21 protein-coding genes and 1 riboswitch are annotated in these 22,288 nt (G+C 65.1%); of the genes, 13 read left to right on the top strand and 8 right to left on the bottom strand.

Translation table 11 applies throughout. The features are described from left to right. Position 1: 1 nt before the first annotated feature. A complete protein-coding gene (locus tag LB565_RS01240) occupies positions 2-769 on the top strand; it encodes a cobalt-precorrin-6A reductase (RefSeq protein ID WP_224581375.1) in 768 nt (255 codons plus the stop codon). Here the strand turns inward: LB565_RS01240 and LB565_RS01235 are convergent. From LB565_RS01235 to LB565_RS01200, 8 genes are all read right to left on the bottom strand, one after another. Then, entirely contained in the window at positions 733-1,497 is a 765-nt protein-coding gene (locus LB565_RS01235; protein WP_224581374.1) for a precorrin-3B C(17)-methyltransferase, read from the bottom strand. The two genes, LB565_RS01240 and LB565_RS01235, sit on opposite strands and share 37 nt — an antisense overlap. Continuing rightward, positions 1,494-2,231, bottom strand: a complete 738-nt coding sequence (locus LB565_RS01230) for a precorrin-2 C(20)-methyltransferase (RefSeq protein WP_263488302.1) — start codon at positions 2,229-2,231, stop codon at positions 1,494-1,496. Before LB565_RS01230 ends, LB565_RS01235 begins: the two co-directional genes overlap by 4 nt. An 8-nt stretch (positions 2,232-2,239) precedes the next feature. Continuing rightward, entirely contained in the window at positions 2,240-2,872 is a 633-nt protein-coding gene (locus LB565_RS01225; RefSeq protein ID WP_224581372.1) for a precorrin-8X methylmutase, read from the bottom strand. Next, entirely contained in the window at positions 2,873-4,336 is a 1,464-nt protein-coding gene (gene cobG, locus LB565_RS01220; RefSeq protein ID WP_224581371.1) for a precorrin-3B synthase, read from the bottom strand. Then, complete coding sequence (locus tag LB565_RS01215; RefSeq protein ID WP_224581370.1) at positions 4,333-8,100, bottom strand: cobaltochelatase subunit CobN; 3,768 nt, start codon at positions 8,098-8,100, stop codon at positions 4,333-4,335. The genes cobG and LB565_RS01215 overlap by 4 nt, the downstream gene beginning before the upstream one ends. Positions 8,101-8,112: 12 nt before the next feature. Continuing rightward, positions 8,113-9,150 carry a cobalamin biosynthesis protein CobW gene (gene cobW / locus LB565_RS01210; protein WP_224581369.1) on the bottom strand — a complete coding sequence of 346 codons (1,038 nt, stop codon included), beginning with the start codon at positions 9,148-9,150 and terminating at the stop codon, positions 8,113-8,115. 2 nt (positions 9,151-9,152) lie between these two features. Next, entirely contained in the window at positions 9,153-9,578 is a 426-nt protein-coding gene (locus LB565_RS01205; RefSeq protein ID WP_224581545.1) for a DUF1636 family protein, read from the bottom strand. 39 nt (positions 9,579-9,617) lie between these two features. Continuing rightward, positions 9,618-9,821, bottom strand: a riboswitch (cobalamin riboswitch). A 30-nt stretch (positions 9,822-9,851) separates the two neighbouring features. Next, positions 9,852-11,051 (bottom strand): winged helix-turn-helix domain-containing protein, encoded by a 1,200-nt coding sequence (locus tag LB565_RS01200; RefSeq protein ID WP_224581368.1) that lies wholly within the window; start codon positions 11,049-11,051, stop codon positions 9,852-9,854. 333 nt (positions 11,052-11,384) lie between these two features. On the opposite strand from LB565_RS01200, the gene LB565_RS01195 reads away from it, so the two are divergent. The 12 genes from LB565_RS01195 to nuoK all read left to right on the top strand — a co-directional run bounded on the left by LB565_RS01195 (position 11,385) and on the right by nuoK (position 22,278). After that, positions 11,385-11,750 carry an NADH-quinone oxidoreductase subunit A gene (locus tag LB565_RS01195; RefSeq protein ID WP_224581367.1) on the top strand — a complete coding sequence of 122 codons (366 nt, stop codon included), beginning with the start codon at positions 11,385-11,387 and terminating at the stop codon, positions 11,748-11,750. Next, entirely contained in the window at positions 11,741-12,322 is a 582-nt protein-coding gene (locus LB565_RS01190; RefSeq protein ID WP_015317338.1) for a NuoB/complex I 20 kDa subunit family protein, read from the top strand. Before LB565_RS01195 ends, LB565_RS01190 begins: the two co-directional genes overlap by 10 nt. Before the next feature lie 4 nt (positions 12,323-12,326). Next, on the top strand, positions 12,327-12,929 hold the full coding sequence (locus LB565_RS01185) for an NADH-quinone oxidoreductase subunit C (protein WP_224581366.1): 603 nt from the start codon (positions 12,327-12,329) through the stop codon (positions 12,927-12,929). 8 nt (positions 12,930-12,937) lie between these two features. Continuing rightward, positions 12,938-14,128: an NADH-quinone oxidoreductase subunit D gene (locus tag LB565_RS01180; protein WP_224581365.1), complete on the top strand. Its 1,191-nt coding sequence runs from the start codon at positions 12,938-12,940 to the stop codon at positions 14,126-14,128. Then, complete coding sequence (locus tag LB565_RS01175) at positions 14,129-15,451, top strand: NADH-quinone oxidoreductase subunit E (RefSeq protein WP_224581364.1); 1,323 nt, start codon at positions 14,129-14,131, stop codon at positions 15,449-15,451. 10 nt (positions 15,452-15,461) lie between these two features. After that, complete coding sequence (gene nuoF / locus LB565_RS01170; protein ID WP_224581363.1) at positions 15,462-16,766, top strand: NADH-quinone oxidoreductase subunit NuoF; 1,305 nt, start codon at positions 15,462-15,464, stop codon at positions 16,764-16,766. A gap of 75 nt (positions 16,767-16,841) precedes the next feature. Next, on the top strand, positions 16,842-17,525 hold the full coding sequence (locus LB565_RS01165; protein ID WP_224581362.1) for an NADH-ubiquinone dehydrogenase: 684 nt from the start codon (positions 16,842-16,844) through the stop codon (positions 17,523-17,525). A 74-nt stretch (positions 17,526-17,599) separates the two neighbouring features. Continuing rightward, complete coding sequence (nuoG, locus tag LB565_RS01160; RefSeq protein ID WP_224581361.1) at positions 17,600-19,681, top strand: NADH-quinone oxidoreductase subunit NuoG; 2,082 nt, start codon at positions 17,600-17,602, stop codon at positions 19,679-19,681. A gap of 2 nt (positions 19,682-19,683) precedes the next feature. Then, complete coding sequence (nuoH, locus tag LB565_RS01155; RefSeq protein WP_224581360.1) at positions 19,684-20,727, top strand: NADH-quinone oxidoreductase subunit NuoH; 1,044 nt, start codon at positions 19,684-19,686, stop codon at positions 20,725-20,727. Beyond that, entirely contained in the window at positions 20,727-21,218 is a 492-nt protein-coding gene (gene nuoI, locus LB565_RS01150; protein ID WP_224581359.1) for an NADH-quinone oxidoreductase subunit NuoI, read from the top strand. Before nuoH ends, nuoI begins: the two co-directional genes overlap by 1 nt. A gap of 129 nt (positions 21,219-21,347) precedes the next feature. Then, a complete protein-coding gene (locus LB565_RS01145; protein WP_140545674.1) occupies positions 21,348-21,968 on the top strand; it encodes an NADH-quinone oxidoreductase subunit J in 621 nt (206 codons plus the stop codon). Between the two features lies 1 nt (position 21,969). Next, positions 21,970-22,278: an NADH-quinone oxidoreductase subunit NuoK gene (gene nuoK, locus LB565_RS01140; RefSeq protein ID WP_027168992.1), complete on the top strand. Its 309-nt coding sequence runs from the start codon at positions 21,970-21,972 to the stop codon at positions 22,276-22,278. The last annotated feature ends 10 nt before the right edge of the window (positions 22,279-22,288 follow it).

Raw genomic sequence — 22,288 nt, 5'->3', positions numbered from 1 at the left:
GATGACCCACCGTATCCTGATCCTCGGCGGAACGACGGAAGCCCGGCAGCTGGCCGGGAAGCTCGTCCGTCGTTCGGATTTGTCGGTCACGCTGTCGCTGGCCGGTCGCACTGAAAGCCCGGTCGCGCAAGGCGTGCCGGTGCGGGTTGGCGGCTTTGGCGGCGCGGAGGGGCTGGCCGCCGATCTTCGCGAGGAACACGTCGATCTGCTGATCGACGCCACGCATCCATACGCCGCGCGTATTTCGGCCAATGCCGCAGAAGCCGCAACGAAATCCGGCGTGCCGATCTTCGCGCTGCGGCGTCCTGGATGGGAGCCCGTGGCCGGTGATCGCTGGACGCTGGTCGACAGCGCCACTGAGGCGGCGAAGGCGCTTGGCGAGGCGCCGCGCCGTGTTTTCCTCGCGATCGGCCGTCAGGAAGCCGACGCCTTCGAGGCCGCTCCGCGGCACCGCTACCTGATCCGCAGCGTCGATCCGATCGAGCCGAAGCTCGCCATGCCCGATGCGCTTTACCTTTTGGCGCGCGGACCGTTTCCGGAAGCGGACGAAAGGGCGTTGCTCGAGAGATACAGCATCGATGCCGTCGTTTCGAAGAACAGCGGCGGCGAGGCGACCTATGGCAAGATCGCCGCTGCGCGAGCGCTCGGCATCGAAGTGGTCATGATCCGCCGACCGCCTTTGCCGGATGTTCCTTCGGCCGAAACCGTCGATGCGCTGGCGGCAAAAGTCGATCATCTTTTCGACCCTGTTGCCGAACGCGGCGTGTAGACCAGCGCGGGTTTTTCGCCGCGCTTGATGATGCGGGTTTCGGGCGAACCGATGATGATGCAGGTCGCCATGTCGGCCTTTGCCGCGTCGGCATCCGCCAGCAGAGAGACTTCGATATGCTCGTCGGGCCGGCCGGCGGCGCGGCCGAAGATCACCGGCGTGGTGCCGGGCAGGATCGCCTTCAGGCATTCAAAGGCGCGGCCAAGCTGCCAGGGGCGGGCCTTGCTGATCGGGTTATAGAGCGCGATGACGAAGCCGGCTCCGGCCGCTGCTAGCAGGCGCAGCTCGATCAGGTCCCAAGGCTTCAAATTGTCGGAGAGCGAGATGGCGCAGAAATCATGGCCGAGCGGCGCGCCGATGCGGGCGGCAACGGCAAGCATCGCAGTCACACCCGGGACAACCGAGATGTCGATGGCACGCCATTCTTCAGGGCCGGCTTCGATCGCCTCGCACACGGCCCCGGCCATGGCGAAGACGCCGGGATCGCCGCCGGAAATGACGGCGACGTTGTGGCCCTCGGCTGCCTTGGCCAGCGCCTCGTTCGAGCGGGCGAGCTCCTCGCGGTTGTCGGAAGCGATGCGGGTCTGGTCCGGCCTCAGCTCCAGCCGGTCGAGATAGGGTTTGTAGCCATAGAAGAAGGAAGCCTCGGCGACGGCATTGGCAGCCTGCGGCGTGACCTGGTCGGCATTGCCGGGTCCGAGACCGATGACGGTAAGACGGCCGCTCATGCCTTGGCCCCCGGGCGAGCCGACCAGCCGGCAACCAGCACGATGGCGAAATAGGGCGCCTTGTCGTCCGGCTTCTCGGCGAGCCGCATCGAGACGCTGCCGGGCATGGTGCCGCGCTCGACATAGACGGCTTTCGCCAGCTTGCCGGTCGCTTCCAGCGCGCGGCGGATTTTTGGCAGATTGCGGCCGACCTTCATGATGACGGCGGCGTCGGTGTCGGCGAGGCGGCGTGTCAGCTCGAATTCGCTCATCGTGCCGGGCAGCACACTCAGCACGTCGTCGCCCTGGACGATCGGCAGGCCGGTTGCCGACCAGCAGCCGGACATGGCGGTGATGCCGGGGATGACCTCGGTCGGGAAGCGGTGCGCCAGGCGCACATGCAAATGCATGTAAGAGCCGTAGAAGAGCGGATCGCCCTCCGACAGCACCGCCACCAGCCTGCCGGCGCCGAGATGCTCGGCTACCTGTTCGGCCGATTGCTCATAGAAATCGGTGATCTGCGAGCGGTAGTCGTCGTCATTCTTGTCGATTTCCGTCGTCACCGGATAAAGCAGCGGCAGCTCGATCATGTCCGGTCGGAAGCGCGCCTCGACGATGGCACGCGCATTGCTGTTGTTGCCGCGCTTGGCGAAATAGGCGACGACGTCGGCCTCGGCCAGCGCACGCGCTGCCTTCAGCGTCAGAAGCTCCGGATCGCCAGGGCCGGTGCCGACGCCGACCAGACGGCCTTTCATGATCGCGTTCACAGGCCGGGCCTCGCCAAGGAATTGAGCGCGGCAGCGGTCATGGCGCTGCCGCCCAGCCTGCCCCGCACGATGGCATAGGGCACGCCATAGGAATTTTCGGCCAGCGCATCCTTGGATTCGGCAGCGCCGACGAAGCCGACTGGCATGCCGATGATCGCGGCCGGCTTCGGCGCGCCGTCGCGCAGCTTCTCAAGCAGATAGAAAAGCGCGGTCGGCGCGTTGCCGATGGCGACAACCGAGCCGGCCATCCGCTCGCCCCAGAGGTCGATGGCCGCGGCCGAGCGGGTGTTGCCGATTTGCCTGGCGATGTCGTGGGTGCGCGGGTCGCGCAGCGTGCAGATCACCTCATTGCCGGCCGGCAGCCGGGCGCGGGTGACGCCGTGCGCGACCATCTCGGCATCGCAGAAGATCGGCGCGCCCGCGGCAAGCGCGGTCCGGGCGGCGGCAACGAAATCGTTCGAGAAGACGAAATGGCTGGCGGCTTCGACCTGGCCGCAGGCATGGATCATGCGGATCGCGACATCGGCCTCGGCCTCGGAGAAGCGCGACAGGTCCGCCTCGGCGCGGATGATGGCGAAAGAGCGTTCGTAGATCGCCATTCCGTCATGGATATAGTCGTAGGCGGCCATTCACTGGTTCCGTCGATAGAGTTCGGCGATGCCGGCCGCGCCGAGCCTCGCCAGGCAGGCGGCGGCGTTTTCGCCCTGATGTCGTGCGTCGCGGATCGCGGCAAAGATGCCGGCGACCCCGCGCGCGGCGTCATAGCCCGGCCTGTACGCGGCAGGAAGGGCCTTTGCCGTCCCGTCCACGACAAGTCCGGCTCCGTTTTCGTCGCCCACCAGGGTGAGCGCGGCGGTGCCGGGATGCGCGCAGCCCTTGGCGCAGCCGGAGATGTGCAGGGTCAGCGAGGCGTCGAGAAGGTCCGCGCTTTCTTTTGCGATGGTTTCGGCGATGGCGCGGGTGGCGATGCGGCCGGACGCGCAAGCCGGTGTGCCGGGGCAGGCAGCGATGCGGGTGCGCGGGTCGGCGGGGTCGGTGACGAAGCCGAGCGCGGCCGCGGAGGCTTTGAGCGAGGAAGAGGTGGAGAGGCCGAGGAAGAGCAAGGCGCGACCTGGGGCAAAGCGGATTTCGGTGGCGCCGAGGCTTGCGGCTTGCGCGGCGAGGTCGATGACGTTTTGCGCCGGCATGCTGCCGTAGGGCAGGGTGATGCCGAGGGCGAAAGTTTCGCCGGCTAAGGGGAAAAGGCCGATAGGTTTGCGCGAGGCCCCCCCCTCTGTCCTGCCGGACATCTCCCCCTCAAGGGGGGAGATTACGCTCTCGCCGATGGTTTCGCTAATCTGCAATGTTGAAAATGGGGAGCCGGCGTCGAAGCTGCCAATCTCCCCCCTTGAGGGGGAGATGTCCGGCAGGACAGAGAGGGGGGCGACAGAGTGCCAACCTGCGAGAGAGGCCAACTGCCGCTCCGACAAATCGCGCGTATGCGCCTCGCGCCCTTTTTCAGCGACCATCCTGAGAGCCGCGACGACAATGTCGCGGGCGGCATCTTCATCGACTGTCGCGAGTGGCTTTGCACTCAGTGTGTCGCCGGCAATCGATACGCTCCACTGGACGCTAGTGCCAGTCCGCACCGCCTTCAGCCGCACATCGGCCGTCACTGCATCCATCGTAAGCTGCCCGCCGCCGTCGACGACCACCGACACCTTCGGTCCCAGCCTCGGCGCCAGCCCGGCTTCTTCAATCGCTGCCCTGATCCGCTCCGCCAGTGGGCGCGGATCGGCGATCTCTTCCGGATCGATTCCCGCCAGCGGTCCGGTTTCGACCGGCATGCCGATCCGCACCGCGATGCCCAGCCCATCCACTTCGTCCGCCAGCAACCGGGCGCTTTCGGCCGTCAAACCACGGATCTGCAGGCTGCCGCGCGCGGTCACCTCCATGATGCCGTTGCCGTGGCGCAGGGCGGATTCGCCGAGTCCGATGAGCGACTTGGGCGCGAGTCCTCCTGCGACCGGGTTGAGCCGCACCAGCAGCCCGTCGCCGGTCTGCATCGGGGCGCTTAGAGCGGGGCAGGCGCCACGGCGCGAGATTGCGTTCATGCCGCCACCTCGCTTGCCTGGGCCTCGGCGATCAAGGCCGCGAGGTCGTCGTCGATGGAATTCCTGAGCGGATGCCAGAGGCCGCGCCGACGCGCGGCGAGGAACCGTTCGGCGATCACCTTGGCAGCCGCCGGGTTCTCGCGCAGCAGGAAGGCGCGCACGTCCGGGTCGCCGACATAGGCGTCGTGGACGGCTTCGATCAGCGCGCCCGAAATGGCATGGGTGGTTTCGGCGAAGCCGACCAGGCGGTCGACCGTTTCGGCGAATTCGGAGGCACCGCGCGGGCCGTGGCGCATCTGGCCGGCGATGAAGCGCCGGTTGACGGCGCGGGCGCGAACCACGCGCGATACCGCTTCGCCGACCGAGCGCGGCTTCGGCTTTTTCGGATCGGTCGTGTCGAGCACGATGACGTCGGCATTCCTGCCGAGCGCGGCAAGGGCGGCCGAAAAGCCGCCGATGAAGGCGACGTCGGCCGAGCCTTCGAGGATGTCGCGGCCCGGGTCGTCGCCGGTGTGGACGAGAAGATCGGCTTCGGCGATCCGCCCTTCGAAAGCGCCGGGCGCCGAAATCGCCTCGCCGTCGGCGCCGCCATAGGCGTGCGAGGTGGCCTCGAGATAGGCGCGGCCGATCTGCTCGCGCGCGCCCCACTCGCCGCGCGACAGCAAGTCCTCGACGCCAGCGCCATAGGTGCCGGGCGAGGTGCCGAAAATGCGCGGGCCGATCTTGCCTTCCGCACGGGTCGCCGCGGCGAGGGGGTTTTCCGCGTCGTCTTCGTCGCGGCCGGCGACCGCGTTGGCGGCGGCGTCAATCAGCGCGATCTGGGTGGGGAACATGTCGCGGAACAGGCCGGAAATGCGCCAGGTGACATCGACGCGCGGGCGGCCGAGCGAAGCCGGCGGCAGCACCTCGATGCCGGTGACGCGACCGGTGGCGCCATCCCATTGCGGCCGGCAGCCCATCAGCGCCAGGCCTTGCGCGATCTCCTCGCCGCCGGTGCGCAAAGAGGCCGAGCCCCAAAGGTCGATGACCAGCGAGCGCGGCCAGTCGCCATGGCTCTGCATATAGCTGCGCACGACTTCCTCCGCCGCTGCCTGGCCGAGGTCATAGGCGGTCGGTGTCGGCATGGTTCGCGGATCGGAGGTGAAGAGGTTGCGGCCGGTGGGCAGCACGTCGGAGCGGCCGCGCGCTGGCGCGCCAGCCGGCCCGGGCTTGATGTGATGGCCGTCGAGCGCGGCGAGGAGGGCTGTCCGTTCATCCTCCGCGCTTTGCCGGCGCAGCGGATCGGTTTCGTGTTCCGGCGCGCGGCCATAGACGTGCAGCCCGTCCTTGACGGCGAAATCCTTGAGATCGCAAAGCCACGCGTCGATGCGGCGCAGCGCCTCGTCGGGTTGATCGGCCTTGGCCACGCCCGCTTCAGAAGCGAGGCCAGTCTTCTGCGCGGTCTCGACGATCAGCTTTGCAAGCTGGTCACGGCGGCGGCGGTCGAGGCCGTCGGCCTGAGCATATTCGTCGACCAACCGCTCGAGTTTCTGTTGCGCCTCGTCCAGGCCGGCGCCGGTCAGCGGCGGCGGCAGATGGCCGAGGGTGACCGCCGAAATGCGGCGTTTGGCCTGCGCCGCCTCGCCCGGATTGGAGACGATGAAGGGATAGATGACGGGCAGCGATCCGGTGACGATCTCGGGGAAGCAGGTTTCGGAGAGGGCCACCGTCTTGCCCGGCAGCCATTCGAGCGTGCCATGCGCGCCGACATGGACAACGGCATTCACGCCGAGCGATTTCTGCAGCCACAGGCCGAAAGCGATCAGCTCATGGCGCGGGGGCAGCGTCGGGTCGTGATAGTCGGCTCGGCGGTCGGCGGAACGGCCGCGGTCGGGGGCGAGCGCCACGGTGATGTTGCCGAAGGTCGCGGCGCGGAAGGGGAAGGTTGTTTCGCCCGCTAGCCGCGAAGGCAGGCGTTCTGTCGCGCCCCCCTCTGTCCTGCCGGACATCTCCCCCTCTAGGGGGGAGATTGGCGGTTGGGGCGCCGGCTTTCCCCTTGCTAGGCCGGAAATTGGCGAAAGCCGAGGTGAAGGAATAATCTCCCCCCTAGAGGGGGAGATGTCCGGCAGGACAGAGAGGGGGGCCTCGCGCAGACCTATCTGGTCTTCCGCGCTGCCCCAGGCAGCCCTGACTGCATCACGCGCGTCTCCCGGCAGTTCCGTGGACGAGCGCAAGTAGTCTTCTAGAGTTAACCCGTGCCCACCCACCTCCAGCGCATCGAGCAGTTCGCGCGGCGATTGCCGAATCCCCTCAACCGCATAGCCCTGTTCCTTCAGGTCATGCAACATCGCAAGCACACTGGAGGGCACATCAAGCCCAACGGCGTAACCAGTTCGCCCTGGCGCGCTCGGATAGTCCGGGATCAGGATCGCCAGCTTGCGCTTTGCCCGCTCCGTCCGCTGCAGGCGGATGAACGCAGCGATCCGCTTGGCCACCTGCGCGACGCGGTCCGGCTCGGGCCGGTTGGCGAAGGCTCGGAAGGCCAGCGCTGGATCGGTCTCGACCTCACCCTTGAAGGAGATCGCTCCGGCCAGGATGCGGCCGTCGAGCTCGGGCAGCACGACATGCATGGCAAGGTCGGCGGGCGCCAGGCCGCGCTGGTTCTTTTCCCAGACCTCGCGCCTCGTCGTGGCGACGATGACCTGGAAGACGGGCACGCCGGCGCGGTCGAACAGGGTCTCGGCGCCAGGTTCCGCGCCGCTTGCAAAGGCCGTGGCGGTGACGATGGCGGCGGGATTCAATATTGCGATGGCATTCTCGACGAAGGCCAGCGATGCCGGATCTTTGAGGCTGGAGACGAAGATCGGTACGGGTGTCATGCCCTGCAAGCGTAGTGCGTCGGCCAACACGTCGATCGGTGCCACGTCGGCAGCAAGCAGCATCGAGCGGTAGAAGAGGATGGGGATGATCGGAGTGCTGAGGTTGCCAGCGTCGAGTTCCGTCACACCCCCCTCTGTCCTGCCGGACATCTCCCCCGCAAGGGGGGAGATTGAGCTGCCGTCGATGGTTTCGCCAATCGCGGAGGCTGCAAAGTGTTCTATTGTTGAGCTAGCAGAAGAGGCGCCGGAGCCGGTGACGGCTGATCTCCCCCCTTGAGGGGGAGATGTCCGGCAGGACAGAGGGGGGTGCGAAGGAACGCCGACCTTAAAAAGGTTCGGCTTCTCGACGACACCAACTCCCGGCTGATAATACCCCGCCTTCGGCACGCTCACCGACTCGGTCACGGCCGCATCCGACCCGGCAAGCCTTGCCAGCCTTTGCACCAGCGCGCCCATATTGGCCGGGCCGCCTTCGCGGAAATAGCCGAGCAGGGCGTCGAGCTCGGCGCGCGGCAGGGTCGAGCCTTCGATCAGCCGCAGGTCCTCGTCATGGCTTTCGCCGGGCAGCAACGCCAGCTTGATACCGCGTTCGCGCGCCACCGCCGCGAGCTGGTCACAGCCATAGCGCCACCAGTCATAGCCGCCGAGGACGCGGACGAGGATGACCCGGGCGTGGCGGGCGACGCTGTCGATCCACAGGTCCACCGACATCGGGTGGCGAAGGTCGCGGAGCGCCGCAAGCCGCATCGAGGGCAGCCGCGCCGCATCCGCCTTCCAGGCGGTGGCCAGGCCGGCGAGATCGCTGTCGGTGAAGGACAGGGCCACGACATCCGCAGGCGTCTGCCTGAGGTCGATCGGCTCGGCGAGATCGTCGAGCGAAGCGGATGTGGTGGCGAGGATGTGCATCGCTTTTTGGTGTCAGCCGGCGAGGATACGCTCGATTGCCGGGCGGTTCAGCCCCTTGAGGCCGATGACGACGAGCCGCGAGCGGCGATCGTCCTCGGCCGTCCAGGCGCGGTCGTAATAGTGGTTCACGCGCGGGCCGACGGCCTGCAGCAGGAGCCGCATCGGCTTGCCGCCGACCTCGACGAAACCTTTGACGCGCAGCACGTTTTCCTGCTCGGCGGCAAGGGCGACGCGCTTGGCCAGCTCGTCGGGATTGGCGATCGACGGAATGTCGAGGACGAAGGAATCGAAATCGTCGTGCTCGTGGTCGAGCTCGTCGTCGTGATGGGTCTTGCGGTTCTCGATGTCGTCCTCCACCGCAAGGCCGAGGCCGAGCAGCACGGACGGATCGACCTTGCCCTGCGCTGTCGGCACGACCTTGACGGCGCGCGCGACATGCTCGCCGATGACGGCGTTGGCATGGGCGGAGCCTGCCGCATCCATCAGGTCGCTTTTCGACAGGATGATCAGGTCGGCGCAGGCGATCTGGTCCTCGAACACCTCTTCGACCGGATCGTCATGGTCGAGGGAATCGTCCGCCGCACGCTGCGCCTGCAGGGCATCCATATCGGAAGCGACACGGCCGTCGGCCAGCGCCGGACCGTCGACCACGGCAATGACGCCATCGACGGTGACGCGGCTCTTCACGCTTGGCCACTGGAACGCCTGCACCAGCGGCTTCGGCAGAGCGAGGCCGGAGGTCTCGATCAGGATGTGATCGACCTTGGGGTTGAGCGACAGGATCTGGTCGAGCGCCGGCACGAAATCGTCGGCGACGGTGCAGCAGATGCAGCCATTGGCGAGCTCGACGATGTTTTCCTCCGGGCATGAGTCGACGCCGCAGCCTTTCAGGATCTCGCCGTCGATGCCGACATCACCGAACTCGTTGACGATGATCGCCAGCCGCTTGCCCTTGGCGTTTTCGAGCAGGTTGCGGATCAGGGTCGTCTTGCCGGCGCCGAGGAAGCCGGTGACGACGGTGCAGGGAACACGGGAAACGGATGCGTTCATGGTCAGTCCTTCAGCATGTCGAGAGGAGGGATGCGGGCAACCAGGCCGCGCTTGAGGGAATCGGGCCGGCCGCGCCAGGGGATGAGACCATCGGTCGAGGCGGCGAAGAGCTTTGCGCCGGCGATGAGATCGGCGCCGCTGGTCGTATTCAGATCGCCGAAGACGTAGCTCCAGCAGCCGTCGCGCAGCAGCGCGGCGCTCAGCCGGCGCTTGCAGTTGCCGAGGCATTCGACGGTACGGATGTCGATCTTTTCGCCGCAAGCAGCCCGACGCGTGTCTTCGGCAAGCAGCGTGCCCGCGCGCGGATGCGCATCCGAGCCGGTCTCGTCGCGGCAGGAGGAGCAGACGATGACGGTGACGCCGGCCAAAGCATCGGGCTCGGACGGAATGTCCGCACTGTTTGCCGGGAAACTGCCGTTGCGATCCAAAACCATGCTCCTTGCCCGGAAAACCCGCCGGGCATTCGGATACTTAAAGTCTCAGACGGCAGGTCTCCTGGCTCGCGGGTCGTCGCCCTGAATGCCGCCTTCCCGGGAACATCCCAGTGGTTTTCGGCAGAGGCTCGTCGCTTACAGTTGCGGGGACAGCCGCGGATTTGGGTGTTGGCCCGCACCGCATTCCCTCTTGGCTCCTCCCTTTGCCGGGAGAAGACCGTCTGGGTCAGGATTTAGGCTTACGGCTAGGTCCCTGTCAACGCGCAGCTACGACACCGTGATGTCGGCCAGCGCCGGTCCGAGATCGCCGGCCGGCGTCACTTCGATCGACTCCAGGCCGAGCCAACCCTGCATCTGCTTCAACTCATCGAAGAGTTGGGCGGCCGTTTCGGGCGGGGCGCCGGCCTCGGCGTAGGCGGCGTGGACGCGCAAGACGCTGGCCGGGCGGTCAGCTCTCAGATCGACGCGGGCGACGATACGATCGCCGAGCAGGAAGGGCAGCACGTAGTAGCCATATTGGCGTTTCTCGGCCGGCGTGTAGATCTCGATGCGGTAGCGGAAATCGAAGAGCTTTTCCGTCCTGGTGCGTTCGAAGACGACGGGATCGAAGGGGGCGAGCAGGGCGCGCGCCTCTATCCGGCGCGGGAAACGGGCTTCCTTGTGGAGATAGGCGGTCTTGTCCCAGCCTTCGACCTTCACCGGCAGCAGTTCCCCCGCCTCAACCAGGTCCTCGATGCGATCCTTCGTGTCGCCCGGCGCGAGACGAAAATAGTCGCGAAGGTCGCCATAGGTGGCGATGCCATGGGCGCGGGCGGAAATGCGCAGCAATTCGCGATGCGCGTCCTCGACCGAGGGAACGGGAAGGTCGAGCACCGCCTGCGGCAAAACGCGCTCGGGCAGGTCATAATAGCGTTCGAAGCCGCGGCGGTAGGCGGTGGTGATGCGTCCGGCCCAGAAAAGCCATTCGAACGCGTGCTTGGCCTCGCTCCAGCCCCACCAGCCGCCATTGCCCTTGTGGCCCTCGATATCGGAGGCGGCGATCGGACCGCGATCGGCAACCTCTCTATATATCTCGTCGATCATTTCCTTGCGTTCACGGCCCCATTTCGCCAGGCCGAGATACATCTCGTCGCCCTGTTCGGCGCGCTGCATGCGCCAGCGCATCAAAGGATAGGTCTCGACGGGCAGGAACGACGCCTCATGCGCCCAGTATTCGAATACGGCGCGCTTGCGGGTGACCGCGGCATTGTCGAGCAGCGTAAGCGGGTAGGGGCCGAGGCGCGAATAGAGCGGCATATAATGCGCCCGCACCACCGCGCTCACGGAATCGATCTGCAGAAGGCCGGTTCGCGAAAGCACCCGGGCAAGGTGCCGGCGATCCGGAACTCCTGCGGGGCGAGGGTCGTTGAACCCTTGCGCGCCCAGCGCAATGCGCCTCGCCATGGCCAGCGAAATCTTGTCCTTCATCAGGTGTCCTTGCCCCGATCGTCCGTTGGATCTTCAGCCGTGATTCCGGCAATGCTAGCAGGCAAATGGCGGGAGATATGTCAGGAGAAAAAAGTGGAGTAAAAAGCGAAGGAAATCAAACAGGAGCGGATCGGACCAGTTTCTTCCGATAAGCCGTCCAAGGCCGCGATTTGAATAAGGTTTGACTTGCGTCACCGAAACCGCTGCGCTAACCCTCGCCGCGTTGCAGCATGGGCCCCTTAAAACGGTTCAGCGGTTAATCTGTCACGCTTCCGCATTAGAGTTCGTTGCTGTAATCAAAATGAACTGCCCCCGCCGAAGGAAAGTCGCCGCATGAGCGTACTCCTAAGTTCGTACCTGCCTATCGTGCTGTTCATCGCCGTGGCGATGATCGTCGGTCTGGCGCTCATCGTTGCTCCGTTCCTTGTGGCCTACCGCAATCCCGACCCGGAAAAGCTTTCCGCCTATGAATGCGGGTTCAACTCGTTCGACGACGCCCGCATGAAGTTCGACATCCGCTTCTATCTGGTATCGATCCTGTTCATCATCTTCGATCTCGAGGTCGCCTTCCTGTTCCCGTGGGCGGTTTCCTTCTCGAAGCTCGGCATGCTCGGCTTCTGGTCGATGATGGTGTTCCTGGCGGTGCTGACCATCGGTTTTGCCTATGAATGGAAAAAAGGAGCGCTGGAATGGGATTGAACGACAGTTCAGGCACCCTCGTCGCGCCGAAGCCCAAGGGTATCATCGACCCCAACACCGGAAGGCCGGTGGGGGAGGACGATCCCTTCTTCCTCGAAATCAACAACGAGCTGGCCGACAAGGGTTTTCTCGTCACCTCGACCGAAGCGCTGATCACTTGGGCGCGCAGCGGCTCGCTGATGTTCATGACCTTCGGCCTCGCCTGCTGCGCGGTCGAAATGATCCACACCTCGATGCCGCGCTATGACTCGGAGCGTTTCGGCGTCGCGCCGCGCGCGTCGCCGCGCCAGTCCGACATCATGATCGTCGCCGGCACGCTGACCAACAAGATGGCGCCGGCGCTGCGCAAGGTCTACGACCAGATGCCGGAGCCGCGCTACGTCATCTCGATGGGCTCCTGCGCCAATGGCGGCGGCTACTACCATTATTCCTATTCGGTGGTGCGCGGCTGCGACCGCGTCGTGCCCGTCGACATCTATGTGCCCGGCTGCCCACCGAGCGCGGAAGCGCTGCTCTACGGCATTCTCCTTCTGCAGAAGAAGATCCGCCGCACCGGCACGATCGAGCGGTGAGCCGATGACCCTGGCGTTGAACGAACTCTCCACCTATCTCGGCGAGAAGCTCTCCGGCCGCATCGGCGAAGCCGTGCTTGCTTATGGCGAGCTGACGGTGCCGGTCGAGCCGGGCAATCTCATCGAGGTGGCCACCTTTCTGCGCGACGATCCGCGCTGCCAGTTCATCTCGATCATTGACATTTGCGGCGCCGACTATCCCTCGCGCGCCAAGCGCTTCGATGTCGTCTATCACCTTCTGTCGCCGAAGCAGAATGTGCGCGTCCGCCTTAAGGTCCAGGCCGACGAGGAGACGCTGGTGCCGTCGCTGACCGGCGTCTATCCCGGTGCCGACTGGTTCGAGCGCGAGACCTACGACCTTTACGGCGTGCTGTTCTCCGGCCATCCGGACCTGCGCCGCATCCTCACCGATTACGGCTTTGAGGGGCATCCGCTGCGCAAGGATTTCCCGCTGACCGGTTTCGTCGAGGTTCGCTACGACGACGAGGCCAAGCGGGTCATCTACGAGCCGGTCGAGCTCAAGCAGGAATTCCGCAATTTCGATTTTCTTTCTCCTTGGGAAGGGACGGACTACGTCCTGCCGGGGGATGAGAAGGCGAAGCAGTAGGGCGACCCATGGCTGAAACCTCCGTCCGCAACTTCAACATCAACTTCGGTCCGCAGCATCCTGCGGCGCATGGCGTTTTGCGCCTGGTGCTGGAGCTGGACGGCGAGGTGGTCGACCGCGTCGATCCACATATCGGCCTGCTGCATCGCGGCACCGAGAAGCTGATTGAGGCCAAGACCTATCTGCAGGCCGTGCCTTATCTCGACCGGCTCGACTATTGCGCGCCGATGAACCAGGAGCATGCCTTCGCGCTCGCGGCCGAGCGCCTGCTCGGCGTCGAGGTCCCGAAGCGGGGCCAGCTGATCCGCGTGCTCTATTCCGAGATGGGCCGCATCATGTCGCACATCTTGAATGTAACGACCCAGGCGATGGATGTCGGCGCGCTGACGCCGCCGCTGTGGGGCTTCGTCGAACGCGAAAAGCTGATGGTGTTCTACGAGCGCGCCTCGGGCTCGCGCATGCATGCGGCCTATTTCCGGCCGGGCGGCGTGCACCAGGACCTGCCGCAGAAGCTGGTCGAGGACATCGGCAAGTGGATCGACCCGTTCCTGAAGTCGATCGACGATCTCGATGCGCTCTTGACCGGCAACCGCATCTTCAAGCAGCGCAATGTCGATATCGGCACTGTGTCGCTGGCCGACGCCTGGGCCTGGGGCTTTTCGGGCGTGATGGTGCGCGGCTCGGGCGCCGCCTGGGACCTGCGCAAATCGCAGCCCTATGAATGCTATTCCGAGATGGATTTCGACATTCCGATCGGCAAGAACGGCGATTGCTTCGACCGTTACCTTGTGCGCATGGAAGAGATGCGTCAGTCGGCCAAGATCATGCGCCAATGCGTCGATCTTCTGCTCGGCAAGGAAAGCGCCGGCCCGGTGTCGAATCTCGACGGCAAGGTGGTACCGCCGAAGCGCGCCGCGATGAAGCGCTCTATGGAAGCGCTGATCCATCACTTCAAGCTCTATACCGAGGGCTATCGCGTGCCGGCCGGCGAAGTCTATGCGGCCGTCGAGGCGCCGAAAGGCGAGTTCGGCGTCTACCTGGTCTCCGACGGCACCAATAAGCCCTACCGCTGCAAGCTGCGCGCGCCTGGGTTCGCGCATCTGCAAGCCATGGATTTCCTGTGCCGCGGCCACATGCTGGCCGACGTCACCGCCGTGCTTGGCTCCCTCGACATCGTGTTTGGTGAGGTCGATCGCTAAATGTCAGTCCGCCGTCTTGCAGAAGCCAGCCTCCAGCCAGCCACCTTCGCCTTCAGCGAGGCGAACGCGGCGGCTGCCCAGCAGTGGATCGCCAAATACCCGAAGGGACGCGAACAGTCGGCCATCATCCCGCTGCTGATGATCGCGCAGGAGCAGGAAGGCTGGGTCACCAAGGCGGCGATCGAAACGATCTCCGACATGCTCGGCATGCCGCGCATCCGTGGCCTCGAAGTCGCGACCTTCTACACGCAGTACCAGCTCAATCCGGTCGGCACCCGCGCCCATATCCAGGTCTGCGGCACCACGCCCTGCATGCTGCGCGGCTCGGAAGCGCTGATGGATGTGTGCCGGTCGAAGATCCATCATGACCAGTTCCACACCAATGACCAGGGTACGCTGTCGTGGGAGGAGGTCGAATGCCTTGGCGCCTGCGTCAACGCGCCGATGGTCATGATCTTCAAGGACACTTTCGAGGATCTGACGCCTGAGCGGCTGGCCGAGATCATCGATCTCTACGACGCCGGCAAGGGCGCCGAGGTGAAGCCTGGTCCGCAGAACGGCCGCCACGGGTCCGAGCCAGCTACCGGCCTGACGACGCTGACCAGCGAAAAGGCGATCTTGAAGTCGACGCGCGACAAGGAAGCCAAGGCTGCGGCGAAAGCGGCCAAGGAAGCTCTCGCGTCCGCGCCGGCTGCTGCTCCTGCCGCAGCCCCGGCACCCGCTGCGCCGGCAACTTCGGCGCCGGCTCCGACCGCCTCGGGCCCGGTTGGACCGTCAAAATCCAGCAAGCCGAAGACCCATGCGGCTGAAACCAGCCCGGCGCTCAACACGCCGTCGCCGGTCAAGGTCGCCCCGGCCACCGAGAACGGCGCCAGCGTCAGGGCGCCGCGCCATTCGGCCGCCAACGCCAATCAGGCTGCTCCGGAAGTCGAGGCCGTTTCCAAGCCGCGCAGCGGGCCGAAGACGAAGGCCGAACCGGCCACGGCCTTCAAGGCGCCGGAAACCAAGCAGCCCGTCGCCAAGACGGCGAAGCCTTCGCTCGAGGACAAGAACCGGCCGGCCGGTATCGAGCGACCTGCCACGGTCGACGATCTCAAGCTGATCTCCGGCGTCGGCCCGAAGATCGAAGGGACCCTGCATTCGCTGGGTATCTACACCTTCGCGCAGGTCGCCGCATGGAAGAAAGCCGAGCGCGAATGGGTCGACGGCTATCTCAATTTCCGCGGCCGCATCGAGCGCGACGACTGGGTGAAGCAGGCCAAGGCGCTCGCCAAGGGCGGTGTCGCCGAATACATCCGCGTCTTCGGCAAGAAGCCGGTCTGAGGGACGACAAATGCTTCAGGACAAAGACCGCATCTTCACCAACATCTACGGCCTCTTCGACAAGTCGCTGGCCGGCGCGCAGTCGCGCGGCATCTGGGACGATACGCCCGGCCTCATCGCCAAGGGCCGCGACTGGATCGTCAACGAGATGAAGGCATCGGGCCTGCGCGGGCGCGGCGGCGCCGGCTTCCCGACCGGGTTGAAGTGGTCGTTCATGCCGAAGCAGAGCGACGGGCGCCCGAGCTATCTGGTCATCAATGCCGACGAATCCGAGCCCGGCACCTGCAAGGACCGCGATATCCTGCGCAACGATCCGCACACGCTGGTCGAAGGCGCGCTGGTCGCCGGCTTCGCCATGGGCGCGATCGCCGCTTACATCTATGTGCGCGGCGAGTTCATCCGCGAGCGCGAGGCGCTGCAGCGCGCGATCGACGAGGCTTACGCAGCCAAGCTGATCGGCAAGAACAACACATCCGGCTACGACTTCGACATCTACATGCATCATGGCGCCGGCGCCTATATCTGCGGCGAGGAGACGGCGCTGCTCGAAAGCCTGGAAGGCAAGAAGGGCCAGCCGCGGCTGAAGCCGCCATTCCCGGCCAATGTCGGCCTCTATGGCTGCCCGACCACAGTCAACAATGTCGAATCGATCGCGGTGGCGCCGACCATCCTGCGCCGGGGCGCTGCCTGGTTCTCGTCCTTCGGTCGCCCGAACAATTCCGGCACCAAGCTGTTCTGCGTGTCCGGCCACGTCAACAATCCGTGCACCTTCGAAGAAGCGATGTCGATCCCGTTCCGCGAGTTGATCGAGACGCATTGCGGCGGCATCCGTGGTGGCTGGGACAATCTGCTCGCGGTCATTCCGGGCGGCGCTTCGGTGCCGCTGGTGCCGGCCGAGCAGATCATGGACGCGCCGATGGATTTCGACGCGCTGCGCGACCTGAAATCCGGCCTCGGCACGGCGGCCGTCATCGTCATGGACAAGTCGACGGATGTCGTGAAGGCGATCGCCAGGCTGTCCTACTTCTACAAGCATGAGAGCTGCGGCCAGTGCACGCCATGCCGCGAAGGCACCGGCTGGATGTGGCGGGTGATGGAGCGCTTGGTGCGCGGCGAGGCGCAGAAGCGCGAGATCGACATGCTGCTCGACGTCACCAAGCAGGTCGAGGGTCACACGATCTGCGCTCTGGGCGACGCGGCGGCCTGGCCGATCCAAGGCCTGATGCGGCATTTCCGCGGCGAGGTGGAACGCCGCATCGACGAGTTTTCGCGCAACGCGCACCGGGTCGAGCCGGTGATGGTGGCGGCGGAATAGGCTTCGAAATACGGGCTTGGCCCGAAGACTAAAAACAGGGGCGTGGGCATACGAAGAAACGACCAGGAGATCTCTATGGCGCTGTATTCGATACCTTACCCGTTCATGCCTGATTTGGACCAACTTGAGAAAATGAACCAGGACCTGACAAAGATGATGCCGAAGGAGATGGCCAGCGCCGTCAATCTTCTGGCGCATCCTGTCGCGGGCGCCGCGGCGATGTCGGCGCTCAGCATCGGTCTTGCCAACCATGCCGTCGGCATGTGGATGGGCGCGTTCACCGGCGCGATGGAAGCCTCCCAGCGCATGTTCCAGCCTTTCTTCGACGATCTCGAGGCGCAGAACGAAGCGGCCGCCAACGCCTCCAAGGCGCGCAAGGCGACCGATACGCTGATCGCCAGGGCGCAGACCTTCGCCAGGGACGTGACCGACATCGCGGCGAACGCGACCGAGGAGGCGCTCGACGCGACCGGGACGGGTCTTGTCGCCCAACCGGCCGCGACCGGGCTGATGCCGGAGGATTTCAGGCAGCCGAAGGCAGTCGACAGGCCGGCTAAGCCGTCGGATCTGAAGGCGATTTCGGGTATCGGACCGAAGCTGGAGAAGGTGCTCAACGGTCTCGGCATCTGGACCTATGGCCAGATCGCCGCCTGGACATCGGAAGAGATCGCCTGGGTGGAAGACTACCTGTCGCTCGCCGGCCGCATCGGCCGCGACGATTGGACTGCCCAGGCCGCGGCGCTCGCCGCGAAGAAGTGAATTGAGATGCCGGGCGCGGTTCAGGTCGCGCCCGGAAGGATAGATTGCGGGACATCCGCAGAGGTTTGAGGCGAATGGCAAAGCTGAAGGTCGACGGGAAAGAGATCACGGTACCCGACCATTACACGCTGCTGCAGGCGGCCGAGGACGCCGGCGCGGAAGTGCCGCGCTTCTGCTACCATGAGCGGCTGTCCATCGCCGGCAATTGCCGCATGTGCCTGATCGAGGTGAAGGGCGGCCCGCCCAAGCCGCAGGCCTCCTGCGCCATGGGCGTGCGCGACCTGCGTCCGGGCCCGAATGGCGAGCCTCCGGAAATCTTCACCAACACGCCGATGGTCAAGAAAGCCCGCGAAGGTGTGATGGAATTCCTGCTGATCAATCATCCGCTTGATTGCCCGATCTGCGATCAGGGCGGCGAGTGCGACCTGCAGGACCAGGCGATGGCCTTCGGCGTCGATTCCTCGCGCTATCACGAGAACAAGCGCGCGGTCGAAGACAAGTATATCGGCCCGCTGGTCAAGACGGTGATGAACCGCTGCATCCATTGCACGCGCTGCGTCCGCTTCACCACCGAAGTCGCCGGCATTTCCGAGCTCGGCCTGATCGGCCGCGGCGAGGATGCCGAGATCACCACCTATCTCGAACAGGCGATGACGTCGGAGCTGCAGGGCAATGTCATCGATCTGTGCCCGGTCGGCGCGCTGACCTCCAAGCCGTTCGCCTTCCAGGCACGGCCGTGGGAACTGACCAAGACGGAATCGATCGACGTCATGGACGCCGTCGGCTCGGCGATCCGCGTCGACTCCAGAGGCCGCGAAGTGATGCGTATCCTGCCGCGCGTCAACGAGGCGGTGAACGAGGAGTGGATTTCCGACAAGACCCGCTTCATCTGGGACGGCCTGCGCACGCAGCGCCTCGACCGCCCCTATGTGCGCAGGAATGGCAGGCTCGTTCCGGCAAGCTGGGCGGAAGCCTTCGCCGCGATCAAGGACGAGGTGGCAAAGACCGCGCCCGAGCGGATCGGCGCGATCGCCGGCGACCTCGCCGCGGTCGAGGAAATCTACGCGCTCAAGCTGCTGATGGGCGCGCTCGGCTCGAAGAACATCGACTGCCGCCAGGACGGCGCCGCGCTCGATCCGGCGCTGGGACGCGCCAGCTACATCTTCAACCCGACGATCGAGGGCATCGAGCAGGCCGATGCGGTGCTGATCATCGGCGCCAATCCGCGCTTCGAGGCCTCGGTGCTCAACGCCCGCATCCGCAAGCGCTGGCGCGTCGGCAATCTGCCGGTCGGCGTCATCGGCGAGATCGGCGACACACGCTACGACTATGAGCTGATCGGCGCCGGCCCGGAATCGCTCAAGGACCTTGCCGACGGCAACGGTAAGTTCTTCGAGGTGCTGAGCAAGGCCACGCATCCGCTGATCATCGTCGGCCAGGGCGCGCTGGCGCGCTCCGATGGCGCGGCCGTGCTCGGTCAGGCGGCGAAGCTCGCGGCTGCCGTCAACGCGGTCACGGCCGACTGGAACGGCTTTGCGGTGCTGCACAACGCCGCGGCAAGAGTCGGCGGCCTCGATGTCGGCTTCGTGCCGGGCGAGGGTGGCAAGGACGTCGCCGGCATGCTGGGCGACACCGATGTGCTCTTCCTGCTCGGCGCCGACGAGATCGATATGGCCAAGACCGGCGGTGCCTTCGTCGTTTATATCGGCACGCATGGCGATGCCGGCGCGCACCGCGCCAATGTCATCCTGCCGGCCGCAGCCTACACCGAGAAGTCGGGCACCTATGTCAACACGGAAGGCCGCGTGCAGCAGACCAATCGCGCCGGCTTCGCCCCCGGCGAGGCGCGCGAGGACTGGGCGATCCTGCGGGCGCTCTCCGACGTGCTCGGCAAGAAGCTGCCCTTCGATTCGCTGGCGCAGCTGCGCGCCAAGCTCTATGGCGAATTCCCGCATCTCGCCCGCATCGACCAGGTGCAGGCGGGCAGCGGCGACGACATCGCCAAGGTGGCGAAGCTCGGCGGCCGGCTGACCAAAGGCACCTTCACCTCGCCGGTGAAGGACTTCTATCTCACCAACCCGATCGCGCGGGCGTCGGCCGTGATGGCCGAGTGCTCGGCGCTGGCCAAGAGCGGCTTCAAGCAGGCGGCGGAATAAGCATGGACACCTTCTTCTCCTTCTACGTGCTGCCGGCGCTGCTGATCCTTCTGAAGTCGGTCGTGCTGATCGTCGTGCTTCTGATTGGCGTCGCTTATCTGCTCTATGCCGACCGCAAGATCTGGGCGGCGGTGCAATTGCGGCGCGGCCCGAACGTCGTCGGTCCGTGGGGAACGCTGCAGGCCTTTGCCGACCTTCTGAAATTCGTCTTCAAGGAGCCTGTGATCCCATCGGGCGCCAACAAGGGCGTGTTCCTTCTGGCGCCGCTTGTCTCGGCGGTGCTGGCGATTTCGGCCTGGGCTGTCGTTCCGGTCAGTGAGGGCTGGGCGATCGCCAACATCAATGTCGGCATCCTCTATGTCTTCGCCATCTCCTCGCTCGAGGTCTATGGCGTGATCATGGGCGGCTGGGCATCGAACTCGAAATACCCGTTCCTCGGCGCGCTGCGCTCGGCCGCGCAGATGGTGTCCTACGAAGTCTCGATCGGCTTCGTCATCGTCACCGTGCTGCTCACCGTCGGCTCGCTCAACCTCTCCGACATCGTCATGTCGCAGCAGGACGGTCTCGGCACCAGGCTCGGCCTGCCCAACACCTTCCTCGACTGGCACTGGCTGTCGCTGTTGCCGATGTTCGTGGTCTTCTTCATCTCCGCGCTTGCCGAGACGAACCGCCCCCCCTTCGATCTGGTGGAAGCGGAATCGGAACTCGTCGCCGGCCACATGGTCGAATATTCGTCGACGCCGTTCCTGCTCTTCTTCCTCGGCGAATATGTTGCCGTCGTGCTGATGTGCGCGCTGGCGACCATCCTGTTCCTCGGCGGCTGGCTGCCGCCGTTCAACTTCGCGCCCTTCACCTGGGTTCCAGGCGTGATCTGGTTCGTGCTGAAGATCTGCCTGATGTTCTTCATGTTCTCGATGGTGAAGGCTTTTGTGCCGCGCTACCGCTACGACCAGCTGATGCGGCTGGGCTGGAAAGTCTTCCTGCCGATTTCGCTGTTCATGGTCGTGGCCACCGCGGCCTTCCTCAAGATCACGGGGTTTGCGTGATGTCCGCTCTGGCCCAGGCCGCAAAATCGCTGCTGCTGAAGGATTTCGTCGGCGCCTTCTTCCTGTCGATGCGCCAGTTCTTCGCGCCGAAGGAAACGATCAACTATCCGCATGAGAAGGGGCCGATCAGCCCGCGCTTCCGCGGCGAGCATGCGCTGCGCCGCTATCCGAACGGCGAGGAACGCTGCATCGCCTGCAAGCTCTGCGAGGCGATCTGCCCGGCGCAGGCGATCACCATCGAGGCTGGCCCGCGTCGCAATGACGGCACCCGCCGCACCGTGCGCTACGACATCGACATGGTGAAGTGCATCTATTGCGGCTTCTGCCAGGAAGCCTGCCCGGTCGATGCTATCGTCGAGGGGCCGAATTTCGAATTCGCGACCGAGACGCGCGAGGAGCTTTACTACAACAAGGAAAAGCTGCTCGCGAACGGCGATCGCTGGGAGCGTGAGCTGGCGCGCAACATCGCGCTGGATGCGCCGTATAGGTGATTAGCGTGCTTCTCCCGTAAACGGGGAGAAGGAACAAGAAAGTGGACGGCGCAACGCCGTCCGTTTAAGGAACACGCGGTTTCGAACCGGAGGCGGGTCGGAGTCGGAATTTGGAACCCGGGGGAACCCATGCTGAGTGGACTAGAGGCGGCCTTTTTCTACCTCTTCGCCTTTATTGCCGTGGCGTCGGCCTTCATGGTCATTTCGTCGCGCAACCCCGTGCATTCGGTGCTCTTCCTGATCCTCACCTTCTTCAACGCCGCGGGCCTCTTCATGCTGACCGGCGCCGAGTTCCTGGCGATGATCCTGCTCGTCGTCTATGTCGGCGCGGTGATGGTGCTGTTCCTGTTCGTCGTCATGATGCTCGACGTCGACTTCGCCGAGATGAAAGAGGGTGCGCTGCAATATGCGCCGATCGGCGCGCTGGTCGGGCTGATTCTGGCGGCGGAGCTGATCGTCGTGCTCGGCGGCTACACATTCGCGCCGCAGCTTGCCTCGACGGTCGCCAAAGCGACGCCGGACCTCGCCACGCGCTCCAACACGGCGGCGCTCGGCGACATCCTATATACGGACTACCTCTATTATTTCCAGATTTCCGGCCTGGTGCTGCTGGTCGCCATGATCGGCGCCATCGTCTTGACGCTGCGCCACAAGGAGGGCGTCAAGCGGCAGTCGATCGCCGCGCAGGTCGCCCGCACGCCGGCGACGGGCATGGAAATCCGCAAGGTCAAATCGGGCGAGGGCATCTGAGATGGTCGTCGGCATTGCACATTACCTGACCGTATCGGCGATCCTGTTCACGCTCGGCGTGTTCGGCATCTTCCTGAACCGCCGCAACATCATTGTCATCCTGATGTCGATCGAGCTCATCCTGCTTGCGGTCAACATCAACTTCGTCGCTTTCTCGGCGGCGCTGCATGACCTTGTCGGACAGGTCTTCGCCCTGTTCGTGCTGACGGTCGCAGCCGCGGAAGCCGCGATCGGTCTTGCCATTCTTGTCGTCTTCTTCCGCAACCGCGGTTCGATCGCGGTCGAAGACGTGAGCGCGATGAAGGGTTGACGGGAACCAT

The sequence above is a fragment of the Mesorhizobium sp. CA14 genome, assembly GCF_020165195.1.
Taxonomy (GTDB): domain Bacteria; phylum Pseudomonadota; class Alphaproteobacteria; order Rhizobiales; family Rhizobiaceae; genus Mesorhizobium.
This window is presented reverse-complemented; position numbering and strand designations above follow the sequence as displayed.